The sequence below is a fragment of the Pseudonocardia yunnanensis genome, assembly GCF_039534065.1.
Lineage (GTDB): Bacteria > Actinomycetota > Actinomycetes > Mycobacteriales > Pseudonocardiaceae > Pseudonocardia > Pseudonocardia yunnanensis.
Window position 1 is genome coordinate 251367 of sequence record NZ_BAAAUS010000034.1, and the last position, 16921, is coordinate 268287.

Below are 16921 nucleotides of genomic sequence, written 5' to 3' on the forward strand. Positions count from 1 at the left end.
GTAGGGGCCACGTGGCTGCTCTGCCACTCCAGACACTCGTCCTGGTTCTCAGACGAGCCGGTGACCCCCGTCAGGGGTCCGCACGGTGTGTCCGCCGCTGGCCAGGAGTTCGAGAAGCGGGACGGCGACCCGCCGGCTGGTACCGAGGGCCTGGCGTGCCGCGCTGAGCGTGAACTCGGGACCGAGGTCGGCGAGCACCTCCAGGGCACGCCTGTCGGCGCCCGGGAGCAGCACGACGCCGTCGGCGATCCGCATCAGCTCGCCCGTCTTGACGAGCGAGGCCACCTGCCGCGGACCCAGCCCGAGTTCCGAAAGGCGCGCGGCCTCCGGCGCCGCGAAGGGGGTGCGCTCCAGGTCGGCGCGCAGTGTGTCCATCGCGGCGCGAACCGCGGGCGGTAGCGAGCGTGCCGCCGATCGCACGACCCGCCCGTCCCGCAGCACGAGGCCGGTATCGGTTCCTGCGCTCCCGGCGTGGCGCAGCACGGCCTCCACCAGCCGCGGTTCCGGCAGGCCGACGGCCCGCCGCGCCGCCTCGGTGGGCAGGCCGGGGTCGAGTGGGTCGTCGATGTCGTGCGCGGCCACCGCAGCCGCCAGCTCGGTCGCGATCTCGGTGGCCCGCCCGGGATCCACCAGCCACCCGGCCGCCCCCGGCGCCCCGCGCGCCACGACGTCCAGGTCGGGGTGGGCGACGCCCATGGCGAGCAGCTCGCTGCGGCGCACGACACGGCGGCGGGTCAGCTCCGCGGCCGCGGACGCGACGCCGGTCATCGTCGCGAGCTCGGCCGCGCGTCGGGTGGCGGCTCCGCGGCGGCGCAGCTCCGGCGGACGGACGTCGAGCACCGTCAGCCCGGCGGTGACCACGCGGCGGCCGGGATCGCGCAGCACCGCCCGATCTCCGACGCGCAGCGGGAGCGGATGGCGCAGTCGCAGCCGCACGGTGTCCGTGCCGAGTGGCCGTATCCGGGCCGTGACGGCTGCGGCGCCGATGTGCAGGCTGAGCTCGGCCGGCAGGTCGCCGACGTCGACGGGGACGCCGTCGCGAATCCCGTGCAGACGGGCGTCGAGCAGGTCGGTGGCGAGCCAGGCCCCCGCGGTGAGCAGCACGTCGCCGCGGGTCACGGCCTCGCGGGGAACCCCGCGCAGGTTCACCGCCACCCGCGACACGCCGACGGTCTCGGTGGTGTCGGCGCCGAGGCTCTGCAGACCGCGAACGCTCACGGTGCGAGCGCCCTCGGCCGTGAGCAGCTCCAGCTCGTCGTGCACACGGATACGGCCTGCGCCGAGCGTGCCGGTGACCACCGTGCCGGCCCCGCGGATGGTGAAGGCGCGGTCCACCCAGAGGCGCACGTCCGCCGTGGTGTCCGGCTCGGGCAGATCGGCGATCAGGTCGTCCAGCGCGTCGCGCAGTTCGTCGAGCCCGGCGCCGGTCGCCGCCGACACGCAGACGGTCCGCAGGCCGGCGAGCGGTGTACCGGCCAGGTGCTCGAGCGCCTCGTCGCGGGCCAGTTCCGGCTCCATGAGGTCGCTTCGGGTGATCACCAGGAGCCCGTGGCGCACACCGAGTGCGCAGAGCGCGTCGACGTGCTCGGCGGACTGCGGCATCCACCCTTCGTCGGCGGCCACGACCAGCACCACGGCGGGCACGGGCCCGACCCCGGCCAGCATCGCGGTGACGAACCGCTCGTGGCCGGGAACATCGACGAACGCCACGGTGGTGCCCGACTCGAGCGTGGTCCACGCGAAACCCAGGTCGATCGTCATGCCCCGGCGGCGCTCCTCGGCCCACCGGTCGGGCTCCATCCCGGTGAGCGCGCGGACCAGCGTGGACTTGCCGTGGTCCACGTGGCCCGCGGTGGCCACCACGGCACGGGCGGACCGTCCCTCGTTACCGCTCACGTCCTGCTCCCACCGCGAGCACCGCAGCGGTGAGAGCGGCGTCGGCATCAGGAGGCAGGGCGCGCAGATCGAGCAGGCAGCGCCCGTGCTCGACGCGTCCGAGTACGGCCGGCTCACCAGCGCGCAGTGCGTCGGCGTACCGCTCGGGCAGCGCGACGGCGGCGCTCGGCAGCGTGACGCCGGGCGCACCCCCACCGCCGACGGTGGCCGCGGAGTCCGCCGCGACCGCGTCGACGCCGGCCTCGGCGAGCGAGCCTGCCACCCGCGCGGCGCGAGCGCGCAGAGCTTCCGGATCGGCGTCGAGCGCGGCCCTGGTGGGCGACGCCGGCCCGCGGAGGGTGGCCTCGAACGCGGCCAGGGTGAGCTTGTCCACCCGCATCGCCCTGGCCAGGGGGTGGCGCCGGATCCGCTGCACGAGCTGGGCTCCCTCACCGGGCGCCCCGAGCAGCAGCCCGGCCTGCGGACCACCGAGCAGTTTGTCACCCGATGCCGTGACGAGGGTGGCGCCGCGTGCGAGCGTGCTCGCGGCGTCGGGCTCGTCGGGGAGCAGCGGGTGCGGCGCCAGCAAACCGGAGCCGATGTCCGCGACGACCGGCACACCCAGGTCGGTGAGCTCCTCGATCTCGACGGATCGGGTGAAGCCGCTGATGACGAAGTTCGACGGATGCACCTTGAGGATCAGTGCTGTCTCGGGACCGACCGCGGCGGCGTAGTCGGCGCGGCTCACGCGGTTGGTGGTGCCGACCTCGCGTAGGCGTGCCCCGGTGGCCGTGAGCAACTCGGGGATGCGGAACCCGTCGCCGATCTCGACGAGCTCGCCGCGGGCGATGACGATCTCGCGGCGCCCGTCGGGACCGCCGGTGGCGAGCGTGACGGCCACCAGTGCGAGCGCAGCGGCACCGTTGTTGACCAGGTGGGCGGCCGCGGCACCCGGCACAGCTGCGAGGAGGGCGTCGATGGCGGCGGCGCCGCGGGGACCCCGCCCGCCGGTGGCGAGGTCGAGCTCGACGTCGCAGGTGCCGGCGGCCAGGTCCAGCGCGGCCCGGGCGGCTGCGGAGAGCGGGGCCCGTCCGAGGTTGGTGTGCAGCAGCACCCCGGTGGCGTTCAACACCGGTCGCAGGCCCGTGGCGGTGGTCGGCAACGAGTCGAGCACGGCGCTCACGACAGCTTCCTGCTCGACCGGCAGCTCACCTCGCCGGGCGCGATCCTGCGCGGCCGTGACCGCCGACTTGACGAGCGCTCGGCCGAGCCGCTCGGCCGCGGCAGCGATCCGTGGCTCGGCCAGGACCGCGTCGGTTCGCGGCACCTGTCGCCGCGGATCCACCGTGGTCACGGGACCACCCTACGACCAGGCAACACGTCCACGTTCCGCAGTGGACCCCCGGCGGCGGCGCGGGGAGCTACGCCGCCGCCGATCGGCGGCCGGTTCAGCCGACGGTCGAGCGCTCGCGCTGAACAGGCCGGGCTGCCGGGGAGTCGGCGCCGTCGCCGCCGAACGGCCCGGTCTCCGGACCTGTGGTCAGCTCGGCACCGAGCAGCTTGTGGAGCCTGCCCATCTCGTTGCGCACGCTCTCGTGCAGCCCCTCGACGCGACGCAGCTCCTGCTCGGCGGCCTCGCGACGGCGCTTGAGGTCCTGCTCGCTGCGGTGGCGCACCTCCTCGGCACGGGCCTGAGCCTCGCTGACGAGGGCGTCGGCGGCGTGCCGAGCGTCGTCGGTGATGCGGGCGGCATCGTCGCGGGCCGCGGCGAGGGTGGCGGCGGCCTGCTGCTCGCGTTCCTGCAGCGCCACATTGCGCTGGGTGGCTTCCTGGTCCAGCTCGGCCGACCGGGCGATCAGCGCCTGCTCCACCTCGTGGCGGTGCCGCTCCGCGTCGGCGCGGGCCTGTTCGAGGAGTGCTGTGGCCTCGTTGGCCGCGCGGTTGCGGACGTCGGCCGCCTCGCGCTCGGCCAGCCGGAGGATCTTCTCGGCGCGGAACCCGAAGCTGTCCTGCGACATCGGCGCGTCCGCCTGGGCCGCGGCGCGGGCGCGCATCTCCTTCTCGGTGGCCCGGGCGTGCTGCTCTGCGCCCTGGCGGGCCGCTTCCGCGCTGGCCAGCCGGTCCCGCAGCTCCCGCATCTGAGAGTCGACCTGGTCGCGGTCGTACCCGCGCCGGACCACGTCGAAGGACGCTCCCCCTGATGACGGGCCGCCGGTCCCCGCGCTCTGCACGTTCGGGACTCCGTGAGCAGGGTTCTGGGCGCTGATCGTCACGGCGCGTAGTTTGTTCCCCCGAACGAGCGAAACTGAACCGGAGATCGACAGGCGGGTGATTTCGTGCGGTAGCCGGTTTGGTCGGGTTCGTCCTGACTGCCATCACCGCCGGGAACTCTTAGGCTCGAGTCGTGTCGGAATCCACCCTCTCCCGCCGCCTTACGCAGTTCAGCCACGGCGCGGGCTGCGCATGCAAGCTCGCTCCGGGCGAGCTTGCCACCGTGCTACGCACCCTGACCCCGCAGTCCCACCCCGACCTGCTGGTCGGCACCGAGACAGGCGACGACGCCGCGGTGTGGCGGCTCGACGCCGACCGTGCACTGGTCGCGACCACCGACTTCTTCACCCCGCTCGTCGACGACCCCCGGACCTGGGGCCGGATCGCCGCACAGAACGCGGTGTCCGACGTCTACGCGATGGGCGGACGCCCGCTGTTCGCGCTGAACCTCGTGGCCTGGCCCTCGTCGGAGCTGCCGACGTCGATGCTCGCCGAGGTGCTGGCGGGCGGGGCCGAGATCGGCGCGGAGAGCGGCTTCGCCGTCGTCGGCGGCCACAGCGTGGACGACCCGGAGCCCAAGTACGGCCTCGCCGTCGTCGGGGAGGTGCACCCGGACCGGATCCTGACCAACGCCGGGCTTCGGGACGGGGACGTGCTGGTGCTCACCAAGGCCCTCGGGGTCGGTATCGCCACCACCGCGATCAAGGCGGGCACCGCGTCGCCCGAGGTGCAGGAGGCCGCGGTCGCCTCGATGACGGCGAGCAACTCCGCAGCGGCCGTGGCGGCCGTCGCCGCCGGCGCCACAGGCTGCACCGACGTCACCGGGTTCGGGCTGCTGGGGCACCTGTCGAAGATGACGGCGGCCTCCGGCGTCGACGTGGAGCTGGACGTGGCCGCCGTGCCGTTCCTGCCCGGCACGCGCGCACTGGCCGAGGCCGGAACGATCCCCGGCGGCACCCGCCGCAACCGCGACTGGGTGGCCCCGTCGGTGGACTCCGCCGGGTTCGCGGAGCTCGAGGTCCTGCTGCTCGCCGACGCCCAGACCTCCGGCGGCCTCCTGTTCGGCGCCGCGCCCGACCGTGCCGCCGAGGCGGTGGCGCAGCTGGGCGCCCCCGCAACGGTGATCGGCCGCGCCCGCACGGGCACGGGCCGCATAACCCTGCGCTGAGCCCCCGTGAGGTGAACGAGCGGCCCGCCGGTCCGGACCTATCGGACGAGAGCGCCGCTCGTCCCTAGTGGGTGGAGCGGGATCGGCGCGGAGGGCGCTGTGCCGCGCCGGCGGGGCGTTGTCGGACGAGCGGCGCGCTGATCCGGACCTAATGGATGAGAGTGCCGTTCGTTGCGGCGGTTGGGCGCTGCCCCGCCGGTGGGCCGGCGCGCGCGTCGGACGAGCGGCGCGCTGGTCCCGATCTAGTGGACGAGAGTGCCGCTCGTGCGGAAGGCCGGGCCGGCCCCGCTGCTCCGTCCGGCCCGGCTTTGCTGGACGAGCGGCGCGTTCATTCGGACCTATTGGGCGGACGTGCCGCTCGTACGGTGGGCCGGGCCCGCTGCTGGATGAGCGGCTCTGGGACGAACGCGCCGGTCGTGCGGACGGCGGTGGCTCAGCCGCCCCAGATGTCCTCCAGGTAGCGGTCGGCGCTGCGTAGGCCGGCGAGCCAGGCCTCGGCGTCGGACTCGCCTGCGCCGGTGTGGGCTCGGAAGATCTTCTGCAGGGCGGCGCGGACGCCCGGTGCCATCGTCCCGGCGTTGCCGCACACGAGCACCACGGCGTCCTGCTGCAACAGGCTCCACACCTCGTCGGAGCAGTCGAGCATCGCGTCCTGGACGTACCGGCAGCGGGCGTCGGCCCGGGAGAACGCGTTCTCCACGCGCACCACGCCCCGCTCCTCGTACGTGCTCAGCTCGTCGGCGTAGAGCATGTCGGTGTCCGGGCGGCGGCAGCCGAAGAAGAGCAGCGACCGCGCGATCGGCACGCCCTGCTGCTGCAGGATCGCCCGCTCCTGCAGGAACCCGCGGAACGGCGCGAGCCCCGTGCCTGCGCCGATCATGATCATCGGCACGTGGGGGTTCTCCGGCGGCCGGAACGGGATCGTGGGCTGGCGGACGAACACGAACGCCGTGCCGTTCTCCGGGACGATCGACAGGTGTCCTGAGCAGATCCCGGTGAACGTCCCCACCCCGGACCGGGCAGGCCCGCGGAGCACGCCTGCGGTGATGCTGCAGACCTCCGGATCCGCCATCGGTGACGAGGAGATCGAGTAGTACCGCGGGCGCAGTGGAGGCAGCATGTCGAGGAAGACCTCGAACGGCACCTCGCACGCAGGAAACGCTTCGAGCAGGTCGAGTACCGACCGGTTCGGCGCGAACACGTGCTCGGTGTAGCGGGCGTGGGAGTCCGCATCGTCGCCGGCGAAGGACTCGAGCTGGGCCTTCTGGTCCGGGTCGGTGGTGTAGCGGGCGAGGGTCTGGATGTCGTCGCGCGTGGCCACGTCCTGCAGCTCGACGCAGCTGCCGAGCACGCCGAGCAACGGTGCGGGCTCCTCGATCGGGAGGTGGGTGTGGGTGCCGCTGCGCGGGATGATCGTGACGTACTGACCGGCGTCCAGCCCGAAGCGCGCCATCACCCGGCGAATGAGGTCGACGCTGTTGCGGGGGAGCACGCCGAGGTGGTCGCCTGCGCGATAGGGCATCTCCGGTGGCAACGCGATCTCGACGTGCCGGGTGGAGCGGTCGACCGGCTTGCCGTTGCCGACCAGCAGCTCCCGGTTGACGGTGACCCGCCCCGGGCGGGCCCGGTAGGACACGATCACCGGGTTGGTGAGCTGCCGGTTGGTCAACGTGAGGGACAGCCGCGGCCCGGAGTCGACGGCGGCGCCGACCTCGGCCGGCAGGTCGAGCGCGGTGGCGAGGTCGGACCAGAGGTCGCCGTGCCAGTCGCGGTACTGCGCGTCGAAGTCACCGGCCGCGTTGCCCTCGCCCCTGCGGTGCACGCGGCGGCCGCCGTGGGCGTCGAGCTGTTCGTCCAGCAGCGTGGGCACGGCCTGGTAGGTGGCTGCCCACTCGGTGTTGCCGCAGCCGAAGACGGTGTACGCGACGCCCTCGGCGGCCCCGTCGCCCGCTCCGGTGATCCATCGGCAGAACCCGTCGGCGTTGTCCGGCGGCGTGCCGTTGTAGGACGAGGACACGATCACGGTGGCCCCGCTCGCGGGCAGGTCGTCGACGTGGTCGTCGAGCGCGCCCAGCGTCACGTCGAAGCCGCGTTCCGTGCCCTCCTGCGCCAGCCGTGTGGCGATGCCCTCGGCCGTGCCGAGGTTCGATCCGAACAGCACCGACAGCGGGGTGCCGTGCCGCGCCACCGCCGGGGCGACCTCCGCGGCGGCGGTGCCGATGGACTCGGTGCGGACGGGGCTCTCGGTCGCCACCGGTGGGACGGCGCCCCGTTCGATGTGGACGTCGCTGCGGGGCCGGACCTGGATCCGGAACTCGTCCGGCTTGACGGTCAGCGTCGTCTTGGTCTTCAGCTCGTAGCCCAGGTGGTCGACGAGTTCGAACCGCTGCAGCAGCATGCCGAGTACGAGCGTGGCCTCCTGCAGCGCGAACTGCCGCCCGATGCACGCCCGCTGCCCCGTGCCGAAGGGCTTGTACGCGTTGGGGGGAATGCCGACCAGCCGCTCGGGGCTCATGTGGTCCGGGTTGAACTCCGCCGCGTCCGGGCCCCACACCGATGTCTGGCGATGCAGCGCCGGAATCACCACGCTGAGGGTGGTGTTGGCGGGGATTGAGTACCGGCCGCCGATCACGGTGTCCTCGTAGGGGTAGCGGCTGAACGCCGGGGCCGTCGGCCAGAGCCGAAGGGCCTCGTCGAGCACCTGCCTGATGTAGGTCAGCCGCTGGACCTGCTCGAAGGTCGGCCACGCCCAGGTACCGAGCACGTCATCGGCCTCGGCGCGCGCCCGTTCCATCATGTCCGGGTTCTTGAGCAGGTAGTAGATCGCGAAGGAGAGCAGGCCCGAGGTCGTCTCGTGGCCCGCGATGAGGAACGTGATGCACTGCGCGCGGATGTTGGCGTCGGGCAGCCGCTCGCCGCTCTGCTTGTCGACGCCCACGAGCATCCGTCCGAGCAGGTCGGTGGTGTCGGCTGCGTCCCCCTCTGCGCGGCGTTCGGCGATCAGCCGGTCGACCAGGTCGTTCATGAACGCCTGGTCCTCCTCCGCCTGACGCTGGGCGCGGACCCGCAGCCGGGTCTGCAGCTTCGTCTGCCGGACCCGGGTCTGCGCCTCGGTCAATGAACGCACCATCGCCTCGACGAACGGGTGCGGCGTATCGCGGTAGAACGAGTTGAACCGGTAGCCGAATCCGCACAACGCGATGGTGTCGAGGGTCAGCCTGGTCATGTCCGCGGGCACGTCCACGTCCTCGCCCGGATTGAGCCGCTCCCATTTCTCCATCAATTGATCGGCGATGTCGAGCATCTTCGGCATGTAGTCGCGCATCGACTGCTGGCTGAACGGTGGCATCAGGATGTTGTGCGCGCGGTGCCACAACGGGTCGTCGGTGCGGGAGGTGAAGAGCCCGTTCGACATGCCGCCGCGACGGAGGTTGGACAGACCCCCGCCGACCTGCTTGTCGAAGCGCTGCTCGTCACAGATCTCGTTCACCAGTTCGGGACCGGATACGAACAGCCGCATCCCACCGGGGACGTTGAGCTTGAACAGGGGACCGTATTCACCGGCCATTCGCACCAGCGCGTCGATCGGGTTGTGGGCGTCGAGGTCGAAGATGTTGCCCAGCAGCGGGAGGCCTCGGGGACCGGGTACCTCGTCGAGTCCGATCGGCTCGCTCATGGCGTTTCTCCAATCGGCCGGTGCACGAGCAGCAGGACGCTCATCATGAGCACCCAGGCCGGGAACACCAGCAGGATCGCGGGATGAAAGGTCACGCTGACCAGCAGGAACGCGGCGACGATGTAGCTCGCTGCTGCGAGCCAGCGCGGGAGCACGCCTGCCAGCCTGGCGAGTCCGGTGGTGGTGATCATGTACACGCCGGCGGCGCGGACGCCGTAGACGAAGACCATCGAATAGCCCACCGACGAGAGGGCGCGGGCGACGTCGGGTGCGGGCGCCGGGACGTTCGAGAACTGGGACAGCAGGGCCACCGCGCCGACCGCTGCCGTACCGCTGTAGAGCATGGCGACGAACAACACTCCCGCGGCTAGATGCAGCCAGTGCGGGATCTGCGACCACGACCCCGGACGGAGTACCTGCAGCAGGGTGCGCGTCGCGATCATGTGCCAGAGACAGGCGATGCCTGCGAACGGGACGACGTACAGGCCGAGCGCGACCAGCACATTGCGCGATCCCGAGGTGTAGAACGCGACGTACTCGGCGTCCGAGGCCTCCAGGTCCGGTGCTTGCTGGAGCAGCACCAGCCCGACCGCGAACAACACCGCGAACACCACGCCGGAGATGCCGGCCATCCGGGCGTGGAACAGCCCTGGCCTGGCGATGACCGGTGGGTCACCGGTGTCGTGCCGAGTGGCTGCCGCCATGGGAGGTCCCCTCGGGACCACGGGCGCCCGGGACCGGCCAGCCCGGTCGTCGTTCCCCGCCGGGACGCCCAGTCCCGCGCCTGTAGTACGGGCGTCCGCGGTGCCCGGTCAATACCGAGACGCCCCGTACCGAGCGAGATGAGCCATTCGCCCCCACCGGCTCACGCGAACGGCCCCGCCTGCGGCTACGGTCGGCTAGACGCCGGACACGATGGGTTTTCGCTGGTCAGCGATCTCCTGTTCGGACCGCCCCGGCGTCGTCCGGCAGGCGGGAGTGCAGTGGCCCCCGCGGCCTCGGCGGGGTCGGCCCGGTCCCGGTGCGCTTCACTGGCCCCGTGACCGAGCCTGTCGACCGATCCTGTAACCGCACCCGTGCCTGGGTGACCGAGGCGATCCGGCTCGTCGAGGCCGATGCGAACCGGTCGGCGGACACGCACCTGCACCCGTTCCCGCTGCCGGCGGAGTGGGGGGTGGACGTCTACCTCAAGGACGAGTCGGTGCACCCGACGGGCAGTCTCAAGCACCGGCTCGCCCGCTCGCTCTTCCTCTACGCGCTGGTGAACGGCTGGGTCGTCGAGGGCACCACCGTCGTCGAGGCGAGCTCGGGGTCCACCGCCGTCTCGGAGGCCTACTTCGCCCGGCTGATCGGGGTGCCGTTCGTCGCGGTGATGCCGAGGTCGACGAGCCCGGAGAAGATCGCGCTGATCGAACGGTACGGCGGGCAGTGCCACTACGTCGACCGCGCGCCGGACGTGTACGAGGAGGCGCAGCGGCTCGCCGCAGAGTGCGGCGGGCACTACATCGACCAGTTCACCTATGCCGAGCGCGCCACTGACTGGCGAGGCAACAACAACATCGCCGAGTCGATCTTCAGTCAGCTCGCGCTGGAGCGCTATCCGGTACCGGAGTGGATCGTGATGGGAGCCGGCACCGGAGGGACGTCCGCGACCCTCGGCCGCTACCTCCGCTACCGGCGCCACCCGACGCGCCTCGCCGTGGTCGATCCCGAGAACTCGGCGTTCTTCCCCGGCTGGACCACGGGCGCGCCGGACTACGGCACCGGCATGCCCTCGCGGATCGAGGGCATCGGCAGGCCGCGGATGGAGCCGAGCTTCATCCCGTCCTTGATCGACCTGATGATCCCGGTGCCGGACGCGGCCAGCGTCGCAGCGGTGCGGCACCTGCATGCCGTCACCGGACGGTGGGGTGGCGGCTCCACGGGCACCAACCTGTGGGGGGTGTGGCAGCTGGTGGCCCGGATGCTCGACGCGGGGGTGCGCGGCAGCATCGTCACGCTGATCTGTGACGGTGGTGAGCGCTACCGGCACAGCTACTACGACGACGGCTGGGTGGCCGATCAGGGGATGGATCTCGCGCCGTACACGGCTGCGATCGAGCGGTTCCTCGCGACGGGGGAGTGGGCACCGCCACCTTCCTGACCCGTCGGCGTCTTCCGGCCCATTCCCCCTGTCCAGGACGTTTTCGTCCGTTGTGACACACGACGGCTCTGATGACCGTCCTGTGTGTGACCTGTGCGCGTCGCTCCCCGTTCATCTTCCAGCCGTGTAGATCGGCGAACGTGACGGCCGGCCACCACCCGGTCGGGTGAACTCGATCGGCCACGTACGTGACAGGGAGAACATCGATGACGAACGGAATGTCCCGCCGCGGGTTCCTGCGGGGGACTGCCGCTGCCGGTGCCGGTGTCGTGCTGCTGGGGGCGAGCGAGGTCCTGCTCACCGCGCCCAACGCGGCCGCCGCTCCGGCTCCGGCGGGCGTGGGATACGGCCCGCTGGTGGCCGACCCCGCGAAGCGCCTCGCCCTCCCGGAGGGTTTCAAGTACACGGTCGTCACCGAGGCCGGCGTGACGAAGCTGGAGTCCGGCGAGTTCACGCCGAGCAACCACGACGGGACCGGCGCTTTCAAGGCGAAGGGCGGCGGCACGGTTCTGGTCAACAACCACGAGCTGGGCGACCCCTTCGCGAACACGAAGCTGCCGGTTCCGCACCTCGAGGGCCTCACCTACGACGAGGGCAGCGCGGGCGGCTGCACGATCATCGAGACCGACAAGGACGGCAAGCGGGTCCGCGAGTTCGTCGGGATCGCGGGCACCTCCACCAACTGTGCCGGTGGCATCACGCCGTGGGACACCTGGCTGACCTGCGAGGAGACCGAGGGGCTCGCCGGCTCCGGCGGCCGCACCAAGGACCACGGCTACGTCTTCGAGGTCGACCCGTTCGACCAGGAGGCCAACAAGAACCCGCAGCCGATCAAGGCTCTCGGCCGGTTCGCCCACGAGGCCGCGGTCGTGGACCCGAAGTCGGGAAACATCCTGCTCACCGAGGACGCGGGTGGCCCGAACGGCCTGCTGTACCGCTGGGAGGCGCCGAAGGGCTTCAAGCCGAAGAAGGGCGGCCTGAAGGAGCTCGGCCCGACCGACGGTGTGCTCGCCGCCATGCGCTGCACGGACAAGGGCGGCGCCTTCGTCGACGACCTGTCCCGCGCCACCGAGATCGGCACCACCTACAGCGTCACCTGGACCGAGGTGCCCGACCGTGACGCCCGCACCACCTCCACGCGCAAGCAGTTCACCGGCGACCAGGTGACCCGCGGGCACAAGCTCGAGGGTGCCTGGTGGGGCGACAACGGCGCGTACATCGCCACGAGCTTCGCGCGCAGCGAGGACAGCCCGGTTGAGCACGACGGCCAGGTGTGGTTCTACGACCCCAAGCGCGAGACGTTCACCCTGAAGGTGCGCTTCGGTGTCAACCCGAACCCCGACCAGGACGGCGCGTTCGACGGCCCGGACAACATCAGCGTCTCCCCGTGGGGCGGCCTGATCGTGGCCGAGGACGGCGAGGGTGTTCAGCACCTCCTCGGCATCTCCGAGAAGGGCGAGTCGTTCCCGATGGCCCGCAACGAGCTCGGCAACGGCAGCGAGTTCACCGGCCCGGTCTACTCGAACGACAAGAAGGTGCTGTTCGGCAACATCCAGACCCCGGGAATCATGTTCGCGATCACCGGTCCCTGGAAGACGCAGAAGTAACCAGCCGCTCTCAGAGCCAGGGGCCGGGTCCCCCGATCACCGGCCCCTGGCGGAGGCGGCCAGCGCGGGCACTGCCCGCCATTCCAGCCGTGCCGCGGCGGCGAGCAGTTTCGGCTCGTCGCCCGGCCGGCCCACGAGCTGCACACCCACCGGTGCGCCGCGAACCGTCACCGGGGCGACCACGGCGGGCAGCCCGGCCAGGTTCCACGCCTGCGTGTACGGGGCGCGGACGGCCGAGACCAGCAACGTCGGTAGGTACCGGCGGCCGAGCAGTGCGCCGGCTCGCAGCGGTGGGCCGGCCACCGCGGGGGTCAGCAGCATGTCGTGGCCGCCCGCGTCGAGCCAGTCGAGGAACCGCTCGCGCCAGACGGCCGCGGCCTCCGGGTAGGGCGGGCGGAACCGCAGCACCCGGCGGCCCTTGCGCGCCAGAGTGGCGGTGCGGTGCTCCACATCCGGGTCGTCGAGGCCGAGGTCGGCGAGATCGGAAGCGACCCCCGCCTGCCATCGGCGCGTCCAGAGCGAAGCCAGGTTCCGCGGGTAGGGCGGGTCCGCCACGGTGACGGTCGCGCCGCCCGGTTCCGCGCGCAGCCGAGCCGCGGCCCCCACCGCGGCGGCCCGGTGGTCGGAGTGCAGGCGCCCGATCGGTGAGGGCGACGGATCGCGCAACGACAAGGCGATGCGCGCCGGCCAGAGATCACCCGAGTCGATGTCCCGCTGCTCGGAATCGCCCCGCCCGCTCAGCACACCGAGCATCAGCGCGGCGTCCGCGGCCGTGCGGGCGATCGGACCGGCGGCGGTGAGCCCGCACCAGTGCTCCGGCGCGCCCCTGGGCAGCGGGACGACGCCGGTGCCCGGCTTGAGCCCCACGACCCCGCAGTACGCCGCCGGGACGCGGATGGAGCCGCCGCCGTCGGTGCCGAAGGCGAGCACCGCCATCCCTGCCGCCACCGCCGCCGCGCTGCCGCCGCTCGACCCGCCGGGATCCAGTTCGAGGTCCAGTGGGTTGCGCGTGACGCCGAGTGCCGAGTGTGTGAAGCCCCAGATCCCGAGCTCGGACATCCGGGTCTTGCCGATCATCACGGCCCCGGCGCCGCGCAGCCGCTTGACCAGCTCGTCGTCGCGCCGGGCCGGTTCGCTGGAGGTGGCCGCCGAGCCGTGCCGCGTCGGGTAGCCGGCGACGTCCACATTGTCCGTCACCGCCACCGGAACCCCCGCCAGCGGCAGGGCGAAGCGGTCGGGCCGTGAGTCGACGGCCCCCGCCTCTGCGAGCACACGCTCGGGCTCGTGCTCCTGGAACGCACCTACCCAGGGCTCGCGTTCAGCGATCCGAGCGAGGTGGGCTCGGGCGACCTCGACGGCACTGAGCCGCCCGTCGTGCACGCGCTCGACGATCTCGGCCGCGGTGAGCGCAGTCAGGTCGAGGGCCTCCATCCCCCCACCATCGCACTGATCAGCGGTTATCCGCGGACGACCCGCCGAGGCGTTCGGTCGACCTGTCGCCGCGAGTCCGGTTCAGGGCCGGGCAGCGACTCGTCGCTCCAGGTCGGGGCAGGAATGGCGGAGGCGGACGGGAATCGAACCCGCCTGACCGAGATGCTCGGCCACGTCGGTTTTGAAGACCGCGGGGGCCACCAGGCGCCCTTACGCCTCCGCGAGGAAGGCTATCGGGCCCCAGCCGTGCCGCTCACGGCGCTCCGGCAGCGGTATCAGCGATTGACCTCGAGAGCCTGCGGGACGCCGTCGGCGATCTCGAACAGGCCGAGCAGGCCGGTGGCTTCCAACGCGCGGGTGACGATGCGCGAGCCCGGTACCAGCCGGAGGCGGCACTTCCGCTGCTCTGCCTCGTCCTTGGCCGCGACGAGCACGGCGAGTCCGGCCGAGCCGAGGAAGGAGACGTCGGTGAGGTCGAGGACCAGCAGCGTGACGCCGGCGAGCTGCTCGGTCACGCGGTCGCGCAGGACCGGAGCGGTGAGGGTGTCGATCTCACCGACCACGTGCATCACCCTGACGCCGTCACCGTGGCCGACGACGTCGAACCGGACGACCTCGCCGATGTCGTCGGAGGCTGCTGCGCCTCCGGACTCGACGGGGAAATCGCCGCTCATGCGCACCGGCTCCTCGAAATGACGTCGTGGACTGGTGGGGCGGGCTGTTGTCTCAACCGCGGTTCAACCTTACGGGCGCCCCTCCCGGGCGTCGACAACACCCCCTCCGAGGCGTCCTGCCGCAGGGGATCACGGTCACGGCGGGATCGAGGTGATCTCGTCGGGGCGGGGTGCCATGGGCGTACAGGCTGAGAGATCCTGCCGGAATGCCTGACCGGTTCTCCGTTCGCGTGAGCGTCCGCAGCTACGAGATCGACGCGAACGGCCACGTCAACCACGCCGTCTACCACCAGTACGGGGAGCACGCGCGCACCGAGCACCTCACCGCCGCGGGCTGCTCGATGGCCCGGCTCCAGGAGCACGGCCTGGGGATCGTGCTCCTGGAGACACACGTGCGGTTCGTCCGCGAACTGCGTCACGGTGATCTGGTTGATGTCGACTCCCGGATGACGTTCGGGACGGGCAAGACGTTCGAGATGGCCCACACGATTCGCCGCTGCGGCGCGGAAGGCGCTACGGGCACCGACGGTGCGGACTCCGAGACCGTAGCGGCCGAGATCACCTGCCGCATGGGCGTGCTGGACTCCGCCATCCGCCGTTTGGTGGCGGAGCCCTGGGCACGACTGGCGGAGATCGCCACGGCGCCGGAGCGACTCGGGCTGGGGTAGCCCGTCGCGCCGGCGCCGCCGCGATCGAAGGGTCAGAGGAGCAGCTCGGTGGGTTCGCGGGGCAGGGACTCCGACGGCAACGGCAGGCGTGGTGCCACCAGGGGCGGCACCCGGCCGCCTGCCCGCCTGGCGACCCGCCTGCCCCAGAGGTACGCGACCGGGCCCGTCATGAGACCGCGCAGGCGCACGCCGCCGGCGCCGGCAGGCATCGCGGGGCCCGCCTCACTCTCCCGCTCGGAGATCCGGCGCATCTGCGCGACCGCAGCGGGGATCCGCCGGGCCGCGACCGCGCGAGCCCGGGGGTCCAGCGCGATCTTCGTGAGGAAGCCGCCGAGTCCGACCGCATAGCCCTCCAGTTGGGCGCGCAGGGCCGCCGGGCTGGTGCGGTGGTGGTGCCAGACCCAGGCCGAGGGCTCGTAGCCCAGGACGCGGCCGGCGAGGATGAGCCGCACCATGAACTCGCAGTCCTCACCGCCGTGGGTGAGGGAGCCCGGTCCGAGTGCCTCGTCGAAACCGCCGACGGCCCTCGCCGCGTCTGCGCGCACCGCGAGGTTGGCGCCGATCCCGAACAGCCCGGGGGAGAACGGGAAGATCGCGGAGTCGGCCGGCGGTTCGTCGAGCGAGTAGTGCCGTCGCTCGAAGCCCTTGTTCCAGGCCATGGCGCTGTCGGCGGCCACCTCCTCGGCGGAGGTGAGGCTCGCGGCGAGCACGGGGCCGCTCACGCAGGCGAGCGCAGGGTCGACCGCGAACGCGCCTGCGATGCGTCCGGCCCAGCCGCGGTCCGGCTCGGTGTCGTCGTCGGTGAAGGCGACGATCGCCGTGTCGGCCTCCTGTAGGCCGCGGTTGCGGCCGACGGACGCGCCCCGGCGCGGCTCGAGCACGTATCGGACGCGGGGGTCGCCGATAGCGCGCACTGCCGCGGCGGTGCGGTCGTCGGTGGGGTCGTTGTCCACGACGAGCACGGTGATGTCGGGGTGGTCACCTGCGAGCACGGCTCGCACGCAACGTTCCAGGCTCTTCGCGCGTCCTCTTGTGGCCACCACGACGGTGAGCGGTTCGTCGGACCACGGGGGGAGGGGTGGGTCGGGCACCTCACCGAGTTGTACGTCGATGGCGGCACGGACGGCGGATGCGCGGGCGATGCCGGCGACGAGCGGTAGCTCGGCGATGCCGACGGGGGCGCCGCTCGAGGTGATGAGCAGCCGGGCCGCGGTGAAGTGGGGGGCCACCGCGAGATCGGAGACGGCGGCACGGCGGTCCAGCTCGCCGACCCAGGTCGGCGAATGGGGAGCGTTCCAGGGGGACAACCGGGGCCTTCCAAAGATGGGCTATGGGGGGCAGCGGGAACGCTAAGGGGAATCGGACAGTCCGACGGGTGACGTGTGTCCGTTTGGCGTCCATCGGTCCC

General features: G+C 72.3%; 12 protein-coding genes and 1 tRNA gene. 4 read left to right on the forward strand and 9 right to left on the reverse strand.

The window, feature by feature from the left end; genetic code table 11:
- Positions 1-48: 48 nt before the first annotated feature.
- The 3 genes from selB to ABD743_RS29770 all read right to left on the reverse strand — a co-directional run bounded on the left by selB (position 49) and on the right by ABD743_RS29770 (position 4148).
- The gene (gene selB / locus ABD743_RS29760; protein ID WP_344725674.1) at positions 49-1896 is read right to left on the reverse strand and encodes a selenocysteine-specific translation elongation factor; all 1848 of its coding nucleotides are present in this window, start codon (positions 1894-1896) and stop codon (positions 49-51) included.
- On the reverse strand, positions 1886-3229 hold the full coding sequence (gene selA, locus ABD743_RS29765) for an L-seryl-tRNA(Sec) selenium transferase (protein WP_344725675.1): 1344 nt from the start codon (positions 3227-3229) through the stop codon (positions 1886-1888). Before selA ends, selB begins: the two co-directional genes overlap by 11 nt.
- Positions 3230-3323: 94 nt before the next feature.
- Positions 3324-4148: a coiled-coil domain-containing protein gene (locus tag ABD743_RS29770; RefSeq protein ID WP_344725676.1), complete on the reverse strand. Its 825-nt coding sequence runs from the start codon at positions 4146-4148 to the stop codon at positions 3324-3326.
- A 131-nt stretch (positions 4149-4279) separates the two neighbouring features.
- On the opposite strand from ABD743_RS29770, the gene selD reads away from it, so the two are divergent.
- On the forward strand, positions 4280-5314 hold the full coding sequence (gene selD, locus ABD743_RS29775) for a selenide, water dikinase SelD (protein ID WP_344725677.1): 1035 nt from the start codon (positions 4280-4282) through the stop codon (positions 5312-5314).
- A 433-nt stretch (positions 5315-5747) separates the two neighbouring features.
- Here selD and ABD743_RS29780 read toward each other — a convergent pair whose 3' ends face one another.
- Together ABD743_RS29780 and ABD743_RS29785 are read right to left on the reverse strand one after the other, a co-directional pair.
- Positions 5748-8990: a bifunctional cytochrome P450/NADPH--P450 reductase gene (locus tag ABD743_RS29780; RefSeq protein ID WP_344725678.1), complete on the reverse strand. Its 3243-nt coding sequence runs from the start codon at positions 8988-8990 to the stop codon at positions 5748-5750.
- Positions 8987-9694: a hypothetical protein gene (locus ABD743_RS29785; protein WP_344725679.1), complete on the reverse strand. Its 708-nt coding sequence runs from the start codon at positions 9692-9694 to the stop codon at positions 8987-8989. The genes ABD743_RS29780 and ABD743_RS29785 overlap by 4 nt, the downstream gene beginning before the upstream one ends.
- Positions 9695-10029: 335 nt before the next feature.
- On the opposite strand from ABD743_RS29785, the gene cds1 reads away from it, so the two are divergent.
- Positions 10030-11133, forward strand: a complete 1104-nt coding sequence (cds1, locus tag ABD743_RS29790) for an L-cysteine desulfhydrase Cds1 (protein WP_344725680.1) — start codon at positions 10030-10032, stop codon at positions 11131-11133.
- Between the two features lie 206 nt (positions 11134-11339).
- Positions 11340-12740, forward strand: a complete 1401-nt coding sequence (locus ABD743_RS29795) for an alkaline phosphatase PhoX (protein ID WP_344725681.1) — start codon at positions 11340-11342, stop codon at positions 12738-12740.
- Between the two features lie 36 nt (positions 12741-12776).
- On the opposite strand, the gene ABD743_RS29800 is transcribed toward ABD743_RS29795, so the two are convergent.
- The 3 genes from ABD743_RS29800 to ABD743_RS29810 form a co-directional block, all read right to left on the reverse strand.
- Entirely contained in the window at positions 12777-14171 is a 1395-nt protein-coding gene (locus ABD743_RS29800) for an amidase (RefSeq protein WP_344725682.1), read from the reverse strand.
- 124 nt (positions 14172-14295) lie between these two features.
- Positions 14296-14391 (reverse strand) — tRNA-Sec (locus ABD743_RS29805).
- A gap of 55 nt (positions 14392-14446) precedes the next feature.
- Positions 14447-14845 (reverse strand): STAS domain-containing protein, encoded by a 399-nt coding sequence (locus ABD743_RS29810; RefSeq protein ID WP_344725683.1) that lies wholly within the window; start codon positions 14843-14845, stop codon positions 14447-14449.
- A gap of 206 nt (positions 14846-15051) precedes the next feature.
- On the opposite strand from ABD743_RS29810, the gene ABD743_RS29815 reads away from it, so the two are divergent.
- Positions 15052-15513 (forward strand): acyl-CoA thioesterase, encoded by a 462-nt coding sequence (locus ABD743_RS29815; RefSeq protein WP_344725684.1) that lies wholly within the window; start codon positions 15052-15054, stop codon positions 15511-15513.
- A 32-nt stretch (positions 15514-15545) separates the two neighbouring features.
- Here ABD743_RS29815 and ABD743_RS29820 read toward each other — a convergent pair whose 3' ends face one another.
- Positions 15546-16820 carry a glycosyltransferase family 2 protein gene (locus tag ABD743_RS29820; protein WP_344725685.1) on the reverse strand — a complete coding sequence of 425 codons (1275 nt, stop codon included), beginning with the start codon at positions 16818-16820 and terminating at the stop codon, positions 15546-15548.
- Positions 16821-16921: the final 101 nt, after the last annotated feature.